Genomic DNA, 17,317 nt, shown 5'->3' with positions numbered 1-17,317 from the left:
AAAGAATGGCAACAATCTGAAGGGAGATGCACATGGCAAGTCCAATTCTACCGGGTTCCGGACTGGGTTCCGGCCTGGACATCGGCGCGATCGTGACCGCGCTGGTCAACGCCGACAAGTCTGCCAAGCAGACGCAGATCGATACTGCGACCAAAACCAACAGCCTGAAGATTTCCGGTGTCGGTTCGCTGAAAAGTGCACTGGCTGCGTATCAGAAAGCGATGGGCGATCTGAACAAAGCTTCGAGTCCGGCGTTTGCCGGTTTTACCGCAACATCTGACACGCCATCGGTTGTCGGTGCTACCTCGGATAAAACCGCCGTACCGGGTACTTACAGCGTCGTCGTGAAAAACCTGGCCACCGGCTCGAAAGTAGCCAGTGCCGCCTTCGCCGGCGGGGCCGCCAGTGCCATTCCGAGTGGTACTCTGAAAATCAGTCAGAATGGCATTGATTACAATGTCGCGATTCCGGCCAATGCCACCTTGCAGTCCACGCGCGATGCGATCAACACCGCGCAGTCCAGCAATGGCATTTCCGCGAACATCGTGACTGACAGTACGGGCGCCTCGCGTCTGGTACTGAGCTCCAACAAGACGGGCGCCGGCATGGACCTGCAGGTCAGCGGTATCGCCGGCCTCGAAATCGATGGCACCCAGAAGATGGGTGACAGTCCTGCGGCAGGGGCATCCGGTGCGGTCGGTGATGTGGCCAAGGACGCTAGCCTGACCATTGACGGTCTGGCCGTTACCAGCAAGACCAACACCGTGACCGGTGCGATCAGCGGCATGACGCTTAACCTGACTGCCGCCAGTCCCTTGGTCAATGGCGTCGCAACGCCAGCGACCGTTTCGGTTGCGACCAATACCGCCGGCATCCAGACATCGCTGCAATCGTTCATCGATTCCTATAACACCCTGAAGAAAACCATCGACACCTTGTCCAAGGCAACGCCGGATGCCGACGGCAATCTGACCGTTTCCGCAGCCTTCACTGGTGACGCTCTGCCGCGTTCGTTGATGGCGGATGTGCGCGCTCAGTTGACAGATCCAGGGGCGGGCGGAGCGGGGCAATTGTCCGTGCTCTCGCAGATGGGCGTATTGACCGATAGCAAAACCGGTTTGCTGACGCTCGACACTGCAGTGTTCAACAAGCGGATGGAAACTCCCGGCATGGCTGGCCAGGTTCAGCAGCTCTTCAGCGGCACCGATTCCAAGAATGGTCTGTTGGCGCGTATGACTGCGGCGGTTGATCCGTACGTCAAGACTGGTGGGCTGCTCGATCAGCGCAGTTCCAACCTGACTAATCTGACATCGAGCCTGCAAAAGCAGCAGGCGGCGCTGGATCTGCGCGTGGCCAACCTGACGACGACGTTGACCGCCAAGTACAACGCCATGGACTTGCTGGTAGGGCAGATGAAGGCAACGGCGAGCAACATCACGTCGTTCTTCAGCTCGCTGAACGCTCAGCAGTCCGCGAAGTAACAGTCAGTAACGACAAAAACCCGGCTACGCTTTATCGGCGTGCGCCGGGTTTTTGTCTTTTGATCTAAAGTTTTCGGACCGGTTGGCGATACACTGGTTATACGAGTCAACGTGGCAATGAGGTAGAACATGAACCCGATGTTAGCCCTTCGGCAGTACCAGAAAGTCGGCGCCCATGCGCAGACGTCCGAAGCGAGCCCGCACCGTTTGGTGCAAATGTTGATGGAAGGTGGACTGGCCCGGATTGCGCAGGCCAAAGGCGCCATTGAGCGCAAGGACATCCCCGCCAAATGCACGGCGATCAGCAAGGCCATCGGCATTGTCAGTGGCCTGCGTGAAGGCCTCGATCTTGAGAACAACGCCGAGGCGCTGGCCGATCTGGATGGCCTGTACATCTACATGATGAAGCGCCTCGCCGAGGCCAACATCAGCAGTGATCCGCGTGTCCTCGATGAAGTGGCCGGTCTGCTGACAACGGTAAAAGAAGGCTGGGACGCCATCGCGCCTGTGCCGGCTCCGCAGTTCTGAAGGAGGTCACCATGAGTCTTGTATTGCAGCGAATAGCCGATACCCGTGAAGCGTTGGTCGGAGCATTGGCCGAGCGAAACTGGGAAGCCATTGGCGAGTTGGATCTGGCTTGCCGTTCCTGCATGGAAGACGTCATGGCGGAAGCTTCGCTGGACGAAGTTGCGCTGCGCGATAACCTTGAAGAGTTGCTATTCGTCTACAAAGAGCTTCTCGAGGTGGCAATGGGCGAGCGGCAGGCGATAGCCAACGAGATGTCGCAGATCACCCAAGCGCAAAAGGCTGCAAAGGTTTACCATCTGTTTGGTTGATTAACCGTCAGTTGAACCAGAGATGTGCGCCATAAATTTGACTGTGCACGGTTTTTTGACTTAACTAGTGGCTATTATCAGGTTTAGGGCGTCTACAGGCACATGGTGTCCTGCAAGCGTCTCGCTTGCCTTATTTTTCGGGCATTGAGTTGACTAGGGAAGTTGCTATTGCATGTGGCGTGAAACCAAAATTCTGCTGATCGATGACGATAGCGTCCGCCGCCGCGACCTGGCGGTGATTCTGAATTTTCTTGGCGAAGAAAATTTACCCTGCGGCAGCCATGACTGGCAGCAGGCTGTCGGCTCTTTGTCGTCTAGTCGTGAAGTCATTTGCGTACTGATCGGGACCGTCAATGCTCCTGGCGCGCTTTTGGGCTTGCTAAAGACACTCGCAACCTGGGATGAGTTCCTTCCGGTTTTGTTAATGGGCGATAATTCTTCCGTTGACCTGCCTGAAGACCAGCGTCGCCGCGTCCTGTCGACCCTGGAAATGCCGCCCAGCTACAGCAAATTGCTCGATTCGCTGCATCGCGCCCAGGTCTATCGTGAAATGTACGACCAGGCCCGCGAACGCGGCCGTCATCGCGAACCCAATCTGTTCCGCAGTCTTGTCGGCACCAGCCGTGCGATTCAGCACGTCCGGCAGATGATGCAGCAAGTGGCCGACACCGACGCCAGCGTGCTGATCCTCGGCGAGTCCGGCACCGGCAAGGAAGTGGTCGCGCGCAACCTGCACTACCACTCCAAACGCCGCGACGCGCCGTTCGTGCCGGTCAACTGCGGGGCGATCCCTGCAGAGTTGCTGGAAAGCGAACTGTTCGGCCACGAGAAGGGCGCTTTCACTGGCGCGATCACCAGCCGTGCCGGGCGCTTTGAGCTGGCCAACGGCGGCACGTTGTTCCTTGACGAAATCGGCGACATGCCGCTGCCGATGCAGGTCAAGCTGCTGCGCGTATTGCAAGAGCGCACCTTCGAACGCGTGGGCAGCAACAAGACCCAGAGCGTCGACGTGCGCATCATTGCCGCGACACACAAGAATCTCGAAAGCATGATCGAGATCGGCTCGTTCCGCGAAGACCTCTACTATCGCCTGAACGTGTTCCCGATCGAGATGGCGCCACTGCGTGAGCGCGTCGAAGACATCCCGCTGCTGATGAACGAACTGATCTCGCGCATGGAGCATGAGAAGCGCGGTTCGATCCGTTTCAACTCGGCGGCGATCATGTCGCTGTGCCGTCATGGCTGGCCGGGCAACGTCCGCGAGCTGGCCAACCTGGTCGAGCGCATGGCGATCATGCACCCGTACGGCGTGATCGGCGTGGTCGAGTTGCCGAAGAAATTCCGCTACGTCGACGACGAAGACGAGCAGATGGTCGACAGCCTGCGCAGCGATCTGGAAGAGCGCGTGGCGATCAACGGCCATACGCCTGACTTCAGCGCCAGTGCACTGCTGCCGCCGGAAGGCCTCGACCTCAAGGACTACCTCGGTGGCCTGGAGCAGGGCCTGATTCAGCAAGCGCTGGACGATGCCAATGGCATTGTTGCCCGCGCCGCTGAACGTCTGCGCATCCGTCGCACCACCCTGGTCGAGAAGATGCGCAAGTACGGCATGAGCCGGGCTGGAGGAGATGAACAGGCGGATGATTGACGCCTGTTTTTCAAGCGCTTAATTTATAAGCGGTTTTTTTTAGGCACGGGTATTGCTATAGCCCTCGCAACGTTCCGTTTCACTGACGGTCAGCCAAGCGAGAGAGCCCAATGCCCCAAGCCGCCCAGATCTCTTCTGCCTCCAATATCGTGGGGCAACCCTCGTCCGTAGAGCAGGCAAGTCGTCAGGGGCTTGAGCAGGCCTTCCAGCTGTTCAACCAGATGTCGAGCCAGCTGACCGACTCCTACAGCCTGCTCGAAGCGCGGGTCACCGAACTCAAGGGTGAGCTGGCCGTGGTCAGCGCCCAGCGCATGCAGGAACTGGCGGAAAAAGAACGCCTGGCCAATCGCCTGCAAAACCTTCTCGCCCTGTTGCCCGGCGGCGTCATCGTCATTGACGGCCACGGTCTGGTACGCGAAGCCAACCCGGCCGCCATCGATCTGCTCGGCTCGCCACTCGAAGGCGAACTCTGGCGCCATGTGATCGCACGCTGCTTCGCTCCCCGTGAAGACGACGGTCACGAAATCTCCTTGAAAAACGGTCGACGTCTGTCGATCTCCACCCGCTCGCTGGATGCCGAGCCGGGGCAGTTGGTGCTGCTCAACGACTTGACCGAAACCCGGCATCTTCAGGATCAACTGGCACGGCATGAGCGTTTGTCGTCGCTGGGGCGCATGGTTGCGTCGCTGGCCCACCAGATTCGCACACCGCTGTCCGCCGCTTTGCTCTACGCCAGTCATTTGACTGAACAGCAATTGCCGGTGGAAACCCAGCAACGCTTTGCCGGGCGCCTGAAAGAGCGTCTGCACGAACTCGAACATCAAGTGCGCGACATGCTGGTGTTCGCTCGCGGTGAATTGCCGCTGACCGACCGCATTACCCCCAATGCCTTGATGCAATCGCTGCAGGCAGCGGCGCTGACCCATGTGCAGGATCTGCCGATCCGCTGGCAGTGCGACAGCCATGCCGGTGAGCTGCTGTGCAACCGCGACACACTGGTCGGGGCATTACTGAATCTGATTGAAAACGCCATTCAGGCCAGCGCCGGCGAAGCGCGCCTGAAAGTGCATTGCTACACCAGAGGCAACACCCTGCGTCTGTGTGTCAGCGACAGCGGCAGCGGCATTGAGCCGACAGTTTTGGCGCGCCTCGGCGAGCCTTTTTTTACTACCAAAGTCACCGGCACCGGCCTCGGCCTGACTGTGGTCAAAGCGGTGGCCCGTGCGCATCAGGGAGAATTGACCTTGCGTTCGCGAGTCGGGCGCGGCACCTGCGCGCAGGTCAGCCTGCCACTGTTTTCCGCTGCACAGGGAGTTGAATAAACGTCATGGGCATCAAGGTGTTGCTGGTCGAGGATGACCGTTCGTTGCGCGAAGCGCTGGCCGATACGCTGCTGCTCGCCGGCCACGACTATCACGCCGTCGGCAGCGCCGAAGAAGCGCTGACGGCCGTCGCGCAGCAAGCCTTCAGCCTGGTGGTCAGCGACGTCAACATGCCGGGCATGGACGGTCATCAATTGCTTGCGTTGCTGCGCGCACGCCAGCCGCAATTGCCGGTACTGCTGATGACCGCCCATGGCGCGGTCGAGCGTGCGGTCGATGCGATGCGCCAAGGCGCGGCGGATTATCTGGTCAAGCCGTTCGAGCCCAAGGCATTGCTCGATCTGGTGGCGCGGCATGCGCTGGGCTGCATTGATGCTGGCGAAGCGGAAGGCCCCGTCGCCGTTGAACCGGCCAGTGCGCAGTTGCTTGAGTTGGCGGCGCGGGTTGCGCGCAGTGATTCGACTGTGTTGATCTCCGGCGAGTCCGGCACCGGTAAAGAAGTGCTGGCGCGTTACATTCACCAACAATCGCCGCGGGCCAGTCAGCCGTTCATCGCGATCAACTGCGCGGCGATCCCCGACAACATGCTCGAAGCGACATTGTTCGGTCATGAGAAGGGTTCGTTCACCGGCGCCATCGCTTCGCAGGCCGGCAAGTTCGAGCAGGCGGACGGCGGCACCATTCTGCTCGACGAAATTTCCGAAATGCCACTGGGCCTGCAAGCCAAGCTGCTGCGCGTTCTGCAAGAGCGTGAAGTGGAGCGAGTGGGCGCGCGCAAGCCGATCAGTCTGGATATTCGCGTGGTCGCCACGACCAACCGTGATCTGGCCGGCGAAGTGGCAGCGGGGCGTTTTCGCGAAGATCTGTTTTACCGCTTGTCGGTTTTCCCTCTGGCCTGGCGTCCACTTCGCGAACGCACTGCCGATATCCTGCCGCTGGCGGAAAAGTTGTTGGCCAAACACGTCAATAAAATGAAGCACGCAGCAGCGAAGCTGTCCCCCGAAGCTCAAGCATGTCTGACCGCGTACCCGTGGCCGGGCAATGTGCGTGAACTGGACAACGCCATTCAGCGCGCGCTGATCCTGCAGCAGGGCGGTTTGATTCAGCCGCAGGATTTTTGCCTGAGCGGTGCGGTGACATTTGCGCCGTTGGCGGTTCCGGCACCGGTGATTCGCGAGGTGGAAATCGAGGCGGACTCCTCCGGCGCCCTGGGCGATGACCTGCGCCGCCGGGAGTTTCAGATGATCATCGACACCCTGCGCGCCGAGCGTGGCCGCCGCAAGGAAGCTGCCGAAAAGCTCGGCATCAGCCCGCGCACTTTGCGCTACAAACTGGCGCAAATGCGCGACGCCGGGATGGACGTCGAAGGCTATCTGTTCGCCACCTGATCGATGCTGCAAAACATTCCAGATGCTTTTCTCAGAAGGGTGCCCACTAGCTGGCACCCTTGTTGCTAATACCTGTGTACCCGCCGAGTGAGTGTCAAAAAATTGCGGGCCGCCCAAGAGAGTAGACCATGAGCCAAGGTATTGAATTTAATCGGTTGATGATGGACATGCAGGCCATGAAAGTGGATGCCATGTCTGCGCGTAAATCGACTGCCGCTGTCCCTGAAATCGCGGGCAGCAGCTTTTCCGACATGCTCGGTCAGGCGATCAATAAAGTCAGCGATACCCAGCAGGCGTCGACTCAACTGGCCAACGCGTTCGAGATCGGCAAGAGCGGTGTCGACCTGACCGACGTCATGATTGCGTCGCAAAAAGCCAGCGTGTCGTTCCAGGCTCTGACCCAGGTGCGCAACAAGCTGGTCCAGGCTTACCAAGACATCATGCAGATGCCGGTTTAAGGGCGAAATAAGTCATGGCAGAAGCAGTCGCTGATAACGTTCCGGCCAAGGCCACCCCGATCGACGGCAAACCGCCGCTGTTCGGCCTGTCCTTTCTGGAAAACCTTTCCCAGATGACCGTGCTGCGTCAGGTTGGCCTGTTGGTCGGTCTGGCTGCGAGCGTGGCGATTGGCTTTGCCGTGGTGCTGTGGTCGCAGCAGCCGGATTACCGTCCACTGTACGGCAGCCTTGCCGGCATGGATGCCAAGCAGGTCATGGAAACCCTGGCCGCCGCTGACATCCCTTACAACGTAGAACCCAATTCCGGCGCCTTGCTGGTCAAGGCCGACGACCTTTCACGTGCGCGGATGAAACTCGCTGCTGCTGGTGTCACTCCCAGCGACGGCAACATCGGTTTCGAAATCCTCGACAAGGAACAGGGGCTGGGCACCAGCCAGTTCATGGAAGCGACCCGTTATCGTCGCGGCCTCGAAGGCGAACTGGCGCGGACCATCTCCAGCCTGAACAACGTCAAGGGTGCCCGCGTGCACCTGGCCATTCCGAAGAGTTCGGTGTTCGTCCGTGACGAGCGCAAGCCAAGCGCTTCGGTACTGGTCGAGCTGTACAGCGGGCGTTCGCTGGAGCCGGGTCAGGTGGTGGCGATCATCAACCTGGTGGCGACTTCCGTGCCCGAGTTGAGCAAATCGCAGATCACCGTCGTCGATCAGAAGGGCAACCTGCTCTCCGATCAGGCGGAGAACTCGGAAATGACCATGGCCGGCAAGCAGTTCGATTACAGCCGCCGCATGGAAAGCATGCTCACCCAGCGCGTGCACAACATTCTGCAACCGGTACTGGGCAACGATCGCTACAAGGCTGAAGTTTCGGCCGACGTCGATTTCAGTGCCGTCGAATCGACTGCCGAGCAATTCAACCCGGACCAACCGGCGTTGCGCAGCGAGCAGTCGGTCAACGAACAACGCACCGCCAGCAATGGTCCGCAAGGTGTGCCGGGTGCCCTGAGCAACCAGCCACCGGCGCCTGCCTCGGCGCCGCAGACCACCGGTGGCACCGCCGCACCGGCCGGGATGATCCAGCCGGGTCAGCCACTGGTTGACGCCAACGGTCAGCAGATCATGGACCCGGCCACCGGCCAGCCGATGCTCGCACCGTACCCGGCGGACAAGCGTCAACAATCGACCAAGAATTTCGAGCTCGACCGTTCGATCAGCCACACCAAGCAGCAGCAGGGCCGTCTCAATCGCCTGTCGGTGTCGGTGGTGGTCGACGATCAGGTCAAGGTCAACCCGGCCAACGGTGAAACCAGCCGTGCGCCGTGGAGCGCCGACGAATTGGCGCGCTTCACTCGTCTGGTGCAGGACGCCGTCGGTTTCGACGCCAGCCGTGGCGACAGCGTCAGCGTGATCAACATGCCGTTCTCCGCCGAGCGTGGCGAAGTGATTGCCGATATTCCGTTCTACTCCCAGCCATGGTTCTGGGACATCGTCAAACAAGTGCTGGGTGTGCTGTTCATCCTTGTGCTGGTGTTTGGTGTGCTGCGTCCGGTGCTCAACAACATCACCGGCGGTGGCAAAGGCAAGGAGCTGGCCGGTCTGGGCAGCGACGTGGAACTCGGTGGCATGGGCGGCCTGGACGGCGAACTGGCCAACGACCGCGTGAGCCTCGGTGGTCCGCAGAGCATTCTGTTGCCGAGCCCGAGCGAGGGTTATGACGCGCAACTGAATGCAATCAAGAGTCTGGTAGCTGAAGACCCGGGTCGCGTGGCTCAGGTCGTGAAAGAGTGGATTAACGCAGATGAGTGATAACCGAGCCGCCACCGTCAAACTGACCAAGGTCGACAAAGCCGCGATTCTGCTGCTGTCCCTGGGTTCGACCGATGCTGCGCAAGTGCTGCGCCACATGGGCCCCAAAGAGGTTCAGCGCGTCGGCGTGGCCATGGCGCAGATGGGCAACGTTCATCGCGAACAGGTTGAGCAGGTGATGAGCGAATTCGTCGACATCGTCGGCGATCAGACCAGCCTCGGCGTCGGTTCCGACGACTACGTGCGCAAGATGCTCACCCAGGCCCTCGGTGAAGACAAGGCCAACGGCCTGATCGACCGCATCCTGCTCGGTGGCAACACCAGTGGTCTCGACAGCCTGAAATGGATGGAGCCGCGCGCAGTCGCCGACGTCATCCGCTACGAACACCCGCAGATCCAGGCAATCGTGGTTGCGTACCTCGACCCGGATCAGGCCGGTGAAGTGCTCGGTAACTTCGACCATAAAGTGCGTCTGGACATCATCCTGCGCGTTTCGTCGTTGAACACCGTGCAACCGGCAGCTTTGAAAGAACTCAACCAGATTCTCGAGAAACAGTTCTCCGGCAACTCGAACGCCTCGCGCACCACCTTGGGTGGCATCAAGCGTGCGGCCGACATCATGAACTTCCTCGACAGCTCGATCGAAGGCCAGCTCATGGACTCGATCCGCGAAGTCGACGAAGACCTGTCCGGTCAGATCGAAGACCTCATGTTCGTCTTCAACAACCTTGCCGACGTCGACGACCGTGGCATCCAGGCGCTGTTGCGCGAAGTGTCTTCCGATGTGCTGGTACTGGCCCTCAAGGGTTCGGACGAAGGCGTCAAGGAAAAGATCTTCAAGAACATGTCCAAGCGTGCTGCCGAACTGTTGCGCGACGACCTCGAGGCGAAAGGCCCGGTGCGCGTCAGCGACGTCGAAACCGCACAGAAGGAAATCCTCACCATTGCCCGTCGTATGGCCGAAGCCGGCGAGATCGTGCTCGGTGGCAAGGGCGGCGAGGAAATGATCTAAGCCCATGGATAAGCCTGACGAGTCTGTGACGGATCTGATCCGCGCCCGCGATGTTCGTGGTTTCGAATCCTGGGCGCTGCCCAGCTTCGACCCGCCGAAACCGGAACCCGAGCCGGAACCCGAGCCCGAGCCGCCGGAAATGGAGGAAGTGCCGCTGGAAGAAGTCCAGCCACTGACCCTGGAGGAACTCGAAAGCATCCGCCAGGAGGCTTACAACGAGGGCTTCGCCATCGGCGAAAAAGAAGGTTTTCACAGCACCACGCTGAAGGTGCGTCAGGAAGCAGAAACGGCGCTGGCGGCGAAAATCGCCAGCCTTGAGCTGCTGATGGCCAACCTGTTCGAACCGATCGCCGAGCAAGACACCCAGATTGAAAAGTCGCTGGTCGACCTCGTGCAGCACATCACCAAACAGGTGATAAAGCGCGAACTGGCCATCGACTCGACACAGATCGAACACGTCATGCGCGATGCTCTCAAGCTGTTGCCGCTGGGCGTGGAAAACGTGCGCCTGTACGTCAATCCGCAGGATTTCGCCCAGGTCAAAGCCCTGCGCGAACGCCACGAAGAAAGCTGGCGCATCGTCGAGGACGAGTCGCTGTTGCCGGGCGGTTGCCGGGTTGAAACCGAGCACAGCCGCATCGACGCCAGCGTCGAATCGCGGGTGACCCAGGTCATGGCCAAGCTGTTCGACCAATTGCATGAGCAGGCTCTGCATCCGGCAGCGGCAGACCTGACGCTCGATATTCCTGAAGACACCCCAGCGGCTGTCGACTCTGACGAGCCGCGCGCGGACGCCAGCGATGCGCCTTGAACGCACCAGCTTCGCCAAGCGCCTGAGCACCTATGCCGAGGCCACCGAGATTGCCGGCGCGCCGATCCTTGAAGGTCGGCTGCTGCGCATGGTTGGCCTGACCCTCGAAGCCGAAGGCCTGCGCGCCGCCATGGGCACCCGCTGCATGGTGATCAATGACGACAGCTACCATCCGTCCCAGGTGGAAGCGGAAGTCATGGGTTTTTCCGGCAGCAAAGTCTTTCTGATGCCGGTCGGCAGCGTCGCCGGCATTGCCCCGGGCGCCCGCGTGGTGCCCCTGGCCGATACCGGTCGTTTGCCGATGGGCATGAGCATGCTCGGCCGTGTCCTCGACGGCGCCGGTCGCGCGTTGGACGGCAAGGGCGGCATGAAGGCCGAAGACTGGGTGCCGATGGATGGCCCAACAATCAACCCGCTCAACCGTGATCCGATCAGCGTACCGCTGGACGTCGGCATCCGTTGCATCAACGGTTTGCTGACGGTCGGCCGTGGCCAGCGTCTGGGTCTGTTCGCCGGTACCGGTGTCGGTAAATCGGTGCTGTTGGGCATGATGACCCGCTTCACCGAGGCCGACATCATCGTCGTCGGCCTGATCGGTGAGCGTGGTCGCGAAGTTAAAGAATTCATCGAACACATTCTCGGTGAAGAAGGCCTCAAACGTTCGGTAGTGGTCGCCTCGCCAGCGGACGACGCACCGCTGATGCGTATGCGCGCGGCAATGTATTGCACGCGCATCGCCGAGTATTTCCGCGACAAGGGCAAGAACGTTCTGCTGCTGATGGACTCGCTGACCCGTTTCGCCCAGGCCCAGCGGGAAATCGCTCTGGCCATCGGCGAACCGCCAGCAACCAAGGGCTATCCGCCCTCGGTGTTCGCCAAACTGCCGAAACTGGTGGAGCGTGCCGGTAACGCGGAGAAGGGCGGCGGTTCGATCACGGCGTTCTACACCGTACTGTCCGAAGGCGACGACCAGCAGGACCCGATTGCCGACTCGGCGCGGGGTGTGCTCGACGGCCATATCGTGCTGTCACGACGCCTGGCCGAGGAAGGTCACTATCCGGCGATCGACATCGAAGCCTCGATCAGCCGGGTGATGCCGGCGGTGGTTTCGCCGGATCACATGCAGCGCGCGCAGTATTTCAAACAGCTCTGGTCACGCTATCAGCAGAGCCGCGATCTGATCAGCGTCGGTGCCTATGTGGCCGGTGGCGATCGCGAGACCGATCTGGCGATTTCCCTGCAACCGCAGTTGGTCAGGTATCAGCGCCAGGGCCTCAACGACAAAATCAATCTGGGTGAAAGCCAGGCCTATCTGGAAACCCTGTTCGCCCCTGCGGCGGGCGGGTAACCGGCCATGGCCGTCAGCCGCGCCGCGCGCCTGGCACCGGTGGTGGATATGGCCGAAAAGGCCGAGAAAGCCGCCGTGCAGCGCCTCGCCTACTTCCAGGGTCAGGTCAAGGTCGCCGAAAGCAAGCTGGCCGACCTCAATGCCTTTCGTCTGGATTACTCGCAGCAGTGGATCGTGCGCGGCAGCACCGGCGTGACCGGGCAATGGCTGCTGGGTTTTCAGGGGTTTCTGGCGCAACTCGACACCGCCGTCGACCAGCAACGGCAGAGCCTGGTCTGGCACCAGAACAAACTCGACAAGGCGCGTGAGGAATGGCAGCAGGCGTTTGCCCGCGTCGAGGGTTTGCGCAAACTGGTGCAGCGCTATCGCGACGAGGCGCAACGCCTGGAAGATAAGCGCGAGCAGAAGCTGCTGGATGAACTGTCGCAGCGCTTGCCACGGCGTGATGCCTTTTAAAGATCAAAAGATCGCAGCCTTCGGCAGCTCCTACAGGGGACTGCATTTTCAAATGTAGGAGCTGCCGAAGGCCGCGATCTTTTGATCTGCTTTTCCAGCCTTGCCCCAAGCCTATCCAGGTGCTACACCTTGTACAGGTTCGTCAATGACAAGGAAGCCAGTCAATGTCAGTCGTTACAGAAGTTTCACCGGATGGCCACAAACTGACCATCGCGATCAAAGGCCGATTCGATTTCGGTCGCCATCAGGAATTTCGCGAGTCGTATGAGCGGCTCGACAAAAAGCCCGAATCCATCGTGGTCGACCTCAAAGAGGCCACTTATCTCGACAGCTCAGCGCTGGGCATGCTGCTTCTGCTGCGTGATCACGCCGGTGGCGACGAGTCGGATATCCGTGTCGTCAACAGCAGCTCCGATGTGAAGAAAATCCTCGCGATTTCCAACTTCGACAAACTCTTCGACATCAGTTGACGCCCATGCAGGCGCAAGAGCCGCTGACCATTCTCATCGCCGAAGACAGCGCCGCCGACCGGCTGCTGCTGTCGACCATTGTCCGCCGTCAGGGCCATCAGGTGCTCACAGCGGCCAATGGTGCCGAGGCGGTGGAAACGTTCAAAGAGCAGCAGCCCGATCTGGTGTTGATGGACGCGCTGATGCCGGTGATGGACGGCTTCGAAGCGGCGCGGCAGATCAAGGCGCTGGCGGGTGAAGCGCTGGTGCCGATCATCTTCCTCACCTCGCTGACCGAGAGTGAAGCGCTGGCTCGGTGTCTGGAGGCTGGCGGCGACGATTTTCTGGCGAAGCCGTACAACCAGGTGATACTCGCCGCCAAAATCAAGGCGATGGATCGCTTGCGTCGCCTTCAGGCGACTGTCCTGCAGCAGCGCGATCTGATCGCCAGACATCACGACTATCTACTCAACGAACAACGCGTGGCCAAAGCGGTGTTCGACAAGGTCGCGCATTCCGGTTGCCTGAGCGCGCCGAACATCCGATACCTGCAATCGCCTTACGCGCTGTTCAACGGTGACTTGTTGCTCGCGGCGTACACGCCGGCCGGTGACATGCACGTCATGCTCGGCGATTTCACTGGGCATGGCTTGCCGGCAGCGGTGGGGGCAATGCCGCTGGCCGAAGTGTTTTATGGAATGACCGCCAAGGGCTATGGCCTGGCCGAAACCCTGCGCGAGATGAACGCCAAGCTCAAACGCATCCTGCCGGTGGACATGTTCTGCTGCGCTACGTTGCTCAGTCTGAGTTTCCAGAGCCGTTCGGTGGAGGTGTGGAACGGCGGCATGCCCGACGGTTACTTGCACCGCATGGCCAGCGGCGAGCGCGTGCCCTTGCCAGCGCGGCATTTGCCCTTGGGGATTCTCAGCGCGCAAGCCTTCGATGACCGTACGGATGTGTATCCGATGGCCGTTGATGACCGAGTGTTTTTGCTGTCGGACGGGGTCATCGATACCTGCGATGCCAATGACCAGTTGTTCGGCGTCGAACGCTTGCAGCAGGTGTTTGCGGCGAACCGCGAGCCGGATCGGCTGTTCGAGGATATCGAACAGGCCCTGCGCGATTTTCGCGGACAGGCCCGTGATGATGTGAGCATGGTCGAGGTCAGTCTGCTTGAGTCGGCGCAGACCCACGGCGCGGCACCGGTGTATTCCGACAGCGGCCAGTCGTGCCCGCTGAACTGGTCGGCCAGTTTCGAGTTTCGCGGCGCCACGCTCAGGCGTTTCAATCCGTTGCCGTTCCTCTTGCAGTTGCTGCTTGAGGTGCATGGCTTGCGCGCGCAAAGCGGGGCGCTGTACAGCGTGCTCGCCGAGTTGTATTCCAATGGCCTGGAGCATGGCGTGCTCGGGCTGGACTCCAGCCTCAAACGCGATGCGGCAGGTTTCGCCCGCTACTATGAAGTGCGCGCGGCGCGGCTGGAGGCGCTGCAAGACGGTTTCGTGCGCGTGCATCTGCAGGTCCAGCCGCAAGGCGAGGGCGGGCGGCTGGTCATCCGCGTCGAGGACAGCGGCAAGGGCTTTGATGTGGCGCGGGTCATGGAGCGCCCCGTGGATAACGTCCGCTTGTCGGGACGCGGCATCGGTCTGGTCCGGCAACTGGGGCGCAACGCCAGTTGGTCGGACCAGGGTCGTAGTGCCAGCGTGGAGTTTTTCTGGGAGATTGAGGCATAATCCGCCCATTCTTGATCAAGGAGTGAGCAAGTGACAGAAACACATATTGATCGCGAGGCGCTGAGCGTATTGCGCGAAGTCATGGAGGAGGGTTATCCGGAGCTTCTGGATACCTTTCTGGCGGATTCCGAAAGTCGCTTGGGCGAGTTGCAAAAAACCTCTGATGCCAAGGTGTTATCGGCGGTTGCCCATAGTTTCAAGGGCAGCGCCAGCAACATGGGAGCTGTCCGCTTGGCTGCGCTCTGCCAAGAGCTGGAATCGGAAGCCAAGGATAAAAGCCCCTCGGAAATCGCCAGGCTGGTGGCTGACATCACTGGCGAGTTCGCAGATGTCCGCCCGGTATACGAAGACGAGCGGCAGCACGCGTTGACTCATTGATCTCGCCGTCCGGCGCTTTTCGCAAGTGTGTGGCCAAACTGGCCCGGCACTTGCAGTCATCTTGCTCAACTGTACCTACGATCCCAGTGCAGCGGAGACCGTGTCATGCCTGCGACCCCCAACATTCTTCTTCAGACCGCCGCTCAGGCCAAGGCGCAAGCCGCCTCTGCCAAATCGTCGGCAATGGCCGCAGACGCCGGGGACAAGGCTTCCAGCTTCGCCAGAGTGTTTGCCGATCAGGCGCCGGCCAAGCCTGCCGCAAGCGCCGATAATTCAGTCAAGCCGGCACGCGACAAGGTCGCGGACAGCAGTGGCAAAAAGGATATCGGCAAAGATCAGTCTGCCGCGCCCGAGCCAGCAGTTGCCGATAGCGGCAAAGCGTTGCCTGCCGAAAAAGCGGCGGCGAGCGACGACGCGACTGCCACTGCCGATGACACCACTGAAACCGTACAAACCCCTGTGGCCGATGCCGCGCCTGTAGACCCGGCGCTTGATCCGGCCCTGGCGCAAGTCGTTCAGCCGTTGGTGGCAGCGCCTGTGCTGCAAGCACCAACAGTCACCACGCCAGCCCAGCCGGAAACCGAAACGCCTGCATTGGCGGTCGTGTCGGGCATGGTCAAAGATCCGGCGGCCACCGACAGCGAATTTGATCCGACAGCCGACCCGCTCGACTCGATGCCGGCCGTGCGCATGGCGATGGAGCAGGGCGGGCATATTTCTGCCGCCAGCCAGGCGCAACCGAAAGCCACGCCTGCTCAAGCTCAGGCTGACGGCGAATTGACCGCCGCGCAGAACTTTGCCGCCGGCATGGCCAGCATGCTCGACGTGCAGGCCGACAAGGACAGCACCAGCCAGGGCGGCGAACAAGCTTTCAGCGGGTTGATCGACGATGGTCTGAAGGATCTGAAGTCCGCCACCAGCGACACCCGCGTCGACGACTTCGCCAACCGTCTGGCGGCACTGACCCAGGCCGCTACGCCGAAAACCGCCAATGCGCTGCCGGTGAATCAGCCGATCGCCATGCACCAGAGCGGCTGGACCGAAGAAGTGGTCAACCGCGTCATGTACCTGTCCAGCGTCAACCTGAAGGCCGCCGACATTCAGTTGCAGCCGGCAGAGCTTGGGCGTCTGGATATCCGCGTGAACATGGTTCCCGATCAGCAGACCCAGGTCACCTTCATGAGCGCGCACCCGAGCGTGCGTGAAGCGCTCGACAGCCAGATGCACCGCCTGCGCGACATGTTCAACCAGCAGGGCATGGGCCAGGTCGACGTCAACGTCGCCGACCAGAACCGTGGCTGGCAGGGGCAGCAAGGCCAGGAGCAGGCGCAGCAGGGCCAGAGTGGCCGGACCAGCGCTGCCGGCGGACGCCTGGATTCGGCGGATGAGGAATTGGCACCAGCTACTGTCGCTGAAGTGGCGGCGCAGACTACCAGCGTGATTGGCAGCAGCGCGGTCGACTATTACGCCTGACGCAACGCAATACCCAATGTGGGAGCGAGCCTGCTCGCGAATACGATGTGACATTCAACCTATATGTTGACTGACACATTGCTTTCGCGAGCAGGCTCGCTCCCACATTTGTTTATGGCGCCGTTCAGATGACGCGTTGACACTTCTGGCATAACACTTGCTCTTGCCTTGCCGTGCGACTGTGAAACCCCCGATTAGTGACGGATTATTGGCATGGCGAAGAGCGAAGCTGCAGCAGTAAAAGACCCCGCAACCAAAGGCAAACTCAAGCTGATCATCGTGATCGTGCTGGCGTTGCTGGTGGCCATTGGTGCATCCGTCGGGGCGACCTGGTTCTTCATGCACGGCGCGCAGAGCAAGCCTGCCGAGGCCGCTGAAGCAGCGCCAGTCGGCAAGCAGGCGGCGATTTTCGAGCCGATGGCGCCGGCCTTCGTTGCCAACTACAACCAGAACGGCCGTCAGCGCTACATGCAGGTGAGCATCACCATGCTGGCGCGCAATCAGGCCGATCTGGACGCGCTCAAAGTGCACATGCCGGTTATCCGCAACAACCTGGTGATGCTCTTCTCCGGTCAGGATTTCGCCACACTGGCGACCCCGGTCGGCCAGGAGATGTTGCGCCAGAAGGCCACCGCCAGCGTCCAGGAAGTGGCGCAGAAAGAACTGGGCAAAGTGGTCATCGAACAGTTGCTTTTTACTAATTTCGTACTGCAGTAGGAACACGA

The 17,317-nt window shown here is 60.6% G+C and carries 17 protein-coding genes; all 17 read left to right on the top strand.

From position 1 onward, the window contains the following. The first annotated feature begins 32 nt into the window (after positions 1 to 32). On the top strand, positions 33 to 1,481 hold the full coding sequence (gene fliD, locus AC0IXA_RS06700) for a flagellar filament capping protein FliD (protein WP_471812273.1): 1,449 nt from the start codon (positions 33 to 35) through the stop codon (positions 1,479 to 1,481). A 129-nt stretch (positions 1,482 to 1,610) separates the two neighbouring features. Further along, the gene (gene fliS / locus AC0IXA_RS06695) at positions 1,611 to 2,009 is read left to right on the top strand and encodes a flagellar export chaperone FliS (protein ID WP_024012101.1); all 399 of its coding nucleotides are present in this window, start codon (positions 1,611 to 1,613) and stop codon (positions 2,007 to 2,009) included. Between the two features lie 11 nt (positions 2,010 to 2,020). Next, the gene (gene fliT / locus AC0IXA_RS06690) at positions 2,021 to 2,317 is read left to right on the top strand and encodes a flagellar protein FliT (RefSeq protein ID WP_016771085.1); all 297 of its coding nucleotides are present in this window, start codon (positions 2,021 to 2,023) and stop codon (positions 2,315 to 2,317) included. Positions 2,318 to 2,489: 172 nt separating this feature from the next. Continuing rightward, a complete protein-coding gene (locus tag AC0IXA_RS06685) occupies positions 2,490 to 3,965 on the top strand; it encodes a sigma-54 dependent transcriptional regulator (RefSeq protein WP_016771084.1) in 1,476 nt (491 codons plus the stop codon). A 110-nt stretch (positions 3,966 to 4,075) separates the two neighbouring features. After that, entirely contained in the window at positions 4,076 to 5,287 is a 1,212-nt protein-coding gene (locus AC0IXA_RS06680; protein WP_341638781.1) for a sensor histidine kinase, read from the top strand. 5 nt (positions 5,288 to 5,292) lie between these two features. Continuing rightward, entirely contained in the window at positions 5,293 to 6,675 is a 1,383-nt protein-coding gene (locus AC0IXA_RS06675) for a sigma-54-dependent transcriptional regulator (RefSeq protein WP_471812270.1), read from the top strand. Positions 6,676 to 6,803: 128 nt separating this feature from the next. Then, on the top strand, positions 6,804 to 7,133 hold the full coding sequence (fliE, locus tag AC0IXA_RS06670; protein WP_016771081.1) for a flagellar hook-basal body complex protein FliE: 330 nt from the start codon (positions 6,804 to 6,806) through the stop codon (positions 7,131 to 7,133). A 14-nt stretch (positions 7,134 to 7,147) separates the two neighbouring features. Further along, on the top strand, positions 7,148 to 8,935 hold the full coding sequence (fliF, locus tag AC0IXA_RS06665) for a flagellar basal-body MS-ring/collar protein FliF (RefSeq protein ID WP_016771080.1): 1,788 nt from the start codon (positions 7,148 to 7,150) through the stop codon (positions 8,933 to 8,935). Then, positions 8,928 to 9,947 carry a flagellar motor switch protein FliG gene (gene fliG / locus AC0IXA_RS06660; protein WP_016771079.1) on the top strand — a complete coding sequence of 340 codons (1,020 nt, stop codon included), beginning with the start codon at positions 8,928 to 8,930 and terminating at the stop codon, positions 9,945 to 9,947. Before fliF ends, fliG begins: the two co-directional genes overlap by 8 nt. Before the next feature lie 4 nt (positions 9,948 to 9,951). Then, positions 9,952 to 10,758 (top strand): flagellar assembly protein FliH, encoded by an 807-nt coding sequence (gene fliH / locus AC0IXA_RS06655; protein WP_130901141.1) that lies wholly within the window; start codon positions 9,952 to 9,954, stop codon positions 10,756 to 10,758. Further along, positions 10,748 to 12,106, top strand: coding sequence for a flagellar protein export ATPase FliI (gene fliI / locus AC0IXA_RS06650; protein WP_016771077.1), 1,359 nt, complete (start codon positions 10,748 to 10,750; stop codon positions 12,104 to 12,106). Before fliH ends, fliI begins: the two co-directional genes overlap by 11 nt. Positions 12,107 to 12,112: 6 nt before the next feature. Continuing rightward, positions 12,113 to 12,562 carry a flagellar export protein FliJ gene (gene fliJ, locus AC0IXA_RS06645; protein WP_016771076.1) on the top strand — a complete coding sequence of 150 codons (450 nt, stop codon included), beginning with the start codon at positions 12,113 to 12,115 and terminating at the stop codon, positions 12,560 to 12,562. A gap of 164 nt (positions 12,563 to 12,726) precedes the next feature. Continuing rightward, positions 12,727 to 13,032, top strand: coding sequence for an STAS domain-containing protein (locus tag AC0IXA_RS06640; protein ID WP_341638783.1), 306 nt, complete (start codon positions 12,727 to 12,729; stop codon positions 13,030 to 13,032). Between the two features lie 5 nt (positions 13,033 to 13,037). Further along, entirely contained in the window at positions 13,038 to 14,741 is a 1,704-nt protein-coding gene (locus tag AC0IXA_RS06635) for an ATP-binding SpoIIE family protein phosphatase (RefSeq protein WP_471812265.1), read from the top strand. A gap of 30 nt (positions 14,742 to 14,771) precedes the next feature. After that, positions 14,772 to 15,119 carry an Hpt domain-containing protein gene (locus tag AC0IXA_RS06630; protein WP_341638785.1) on the top strand — a complete coding sequence of 116 codons (348 nt, stop codon included), beginning with the start codon at positions 14,772 to 14,774 and terminating at the stop codon, positions 15,117 to 15,119. A gap of 105 nt (positions 15,120 to 15,224) precedes the next feature. Continuing rightward, the gene (locus AC0IXA_RS06625) at positions 15,225 to 16,592 is read left to right on the top strand and encodes a flagellar hook-length control protein FliK (RefSeq protein WP_471812263.1); all 1,368 of its coding nucleotides are present in this window, start codon (positions 15,225 to 15,227) and stop codon (positions 16,590 to 16,592) included. Positions 16,593 to 16,805: 213 nt separating this feature from the next. Continuing rightward, positions 16,806 to 17,309: a flagellar basal body-associated protein FliL gene (gene fliL / locus AC0IXA_RS06620; protein WP_016771071.1), complete on the top strand. Its 504-nt coding sequence runs from the start codon at positions 16,806 to 16,808 to the stop codon at positions 17,307 to 17,309. Positions 17,310 to 17,317: the final 8 nt, after the last annotated feature.

Source organism: Pseudomonas sp. AC083 (genome assembly GCF_979253165.1).
The sequence above is the reverse complement of the archived record's forward strand: the minus strand, read 5'-3'. Positions and strand labels throughout refer to the sequence as shown.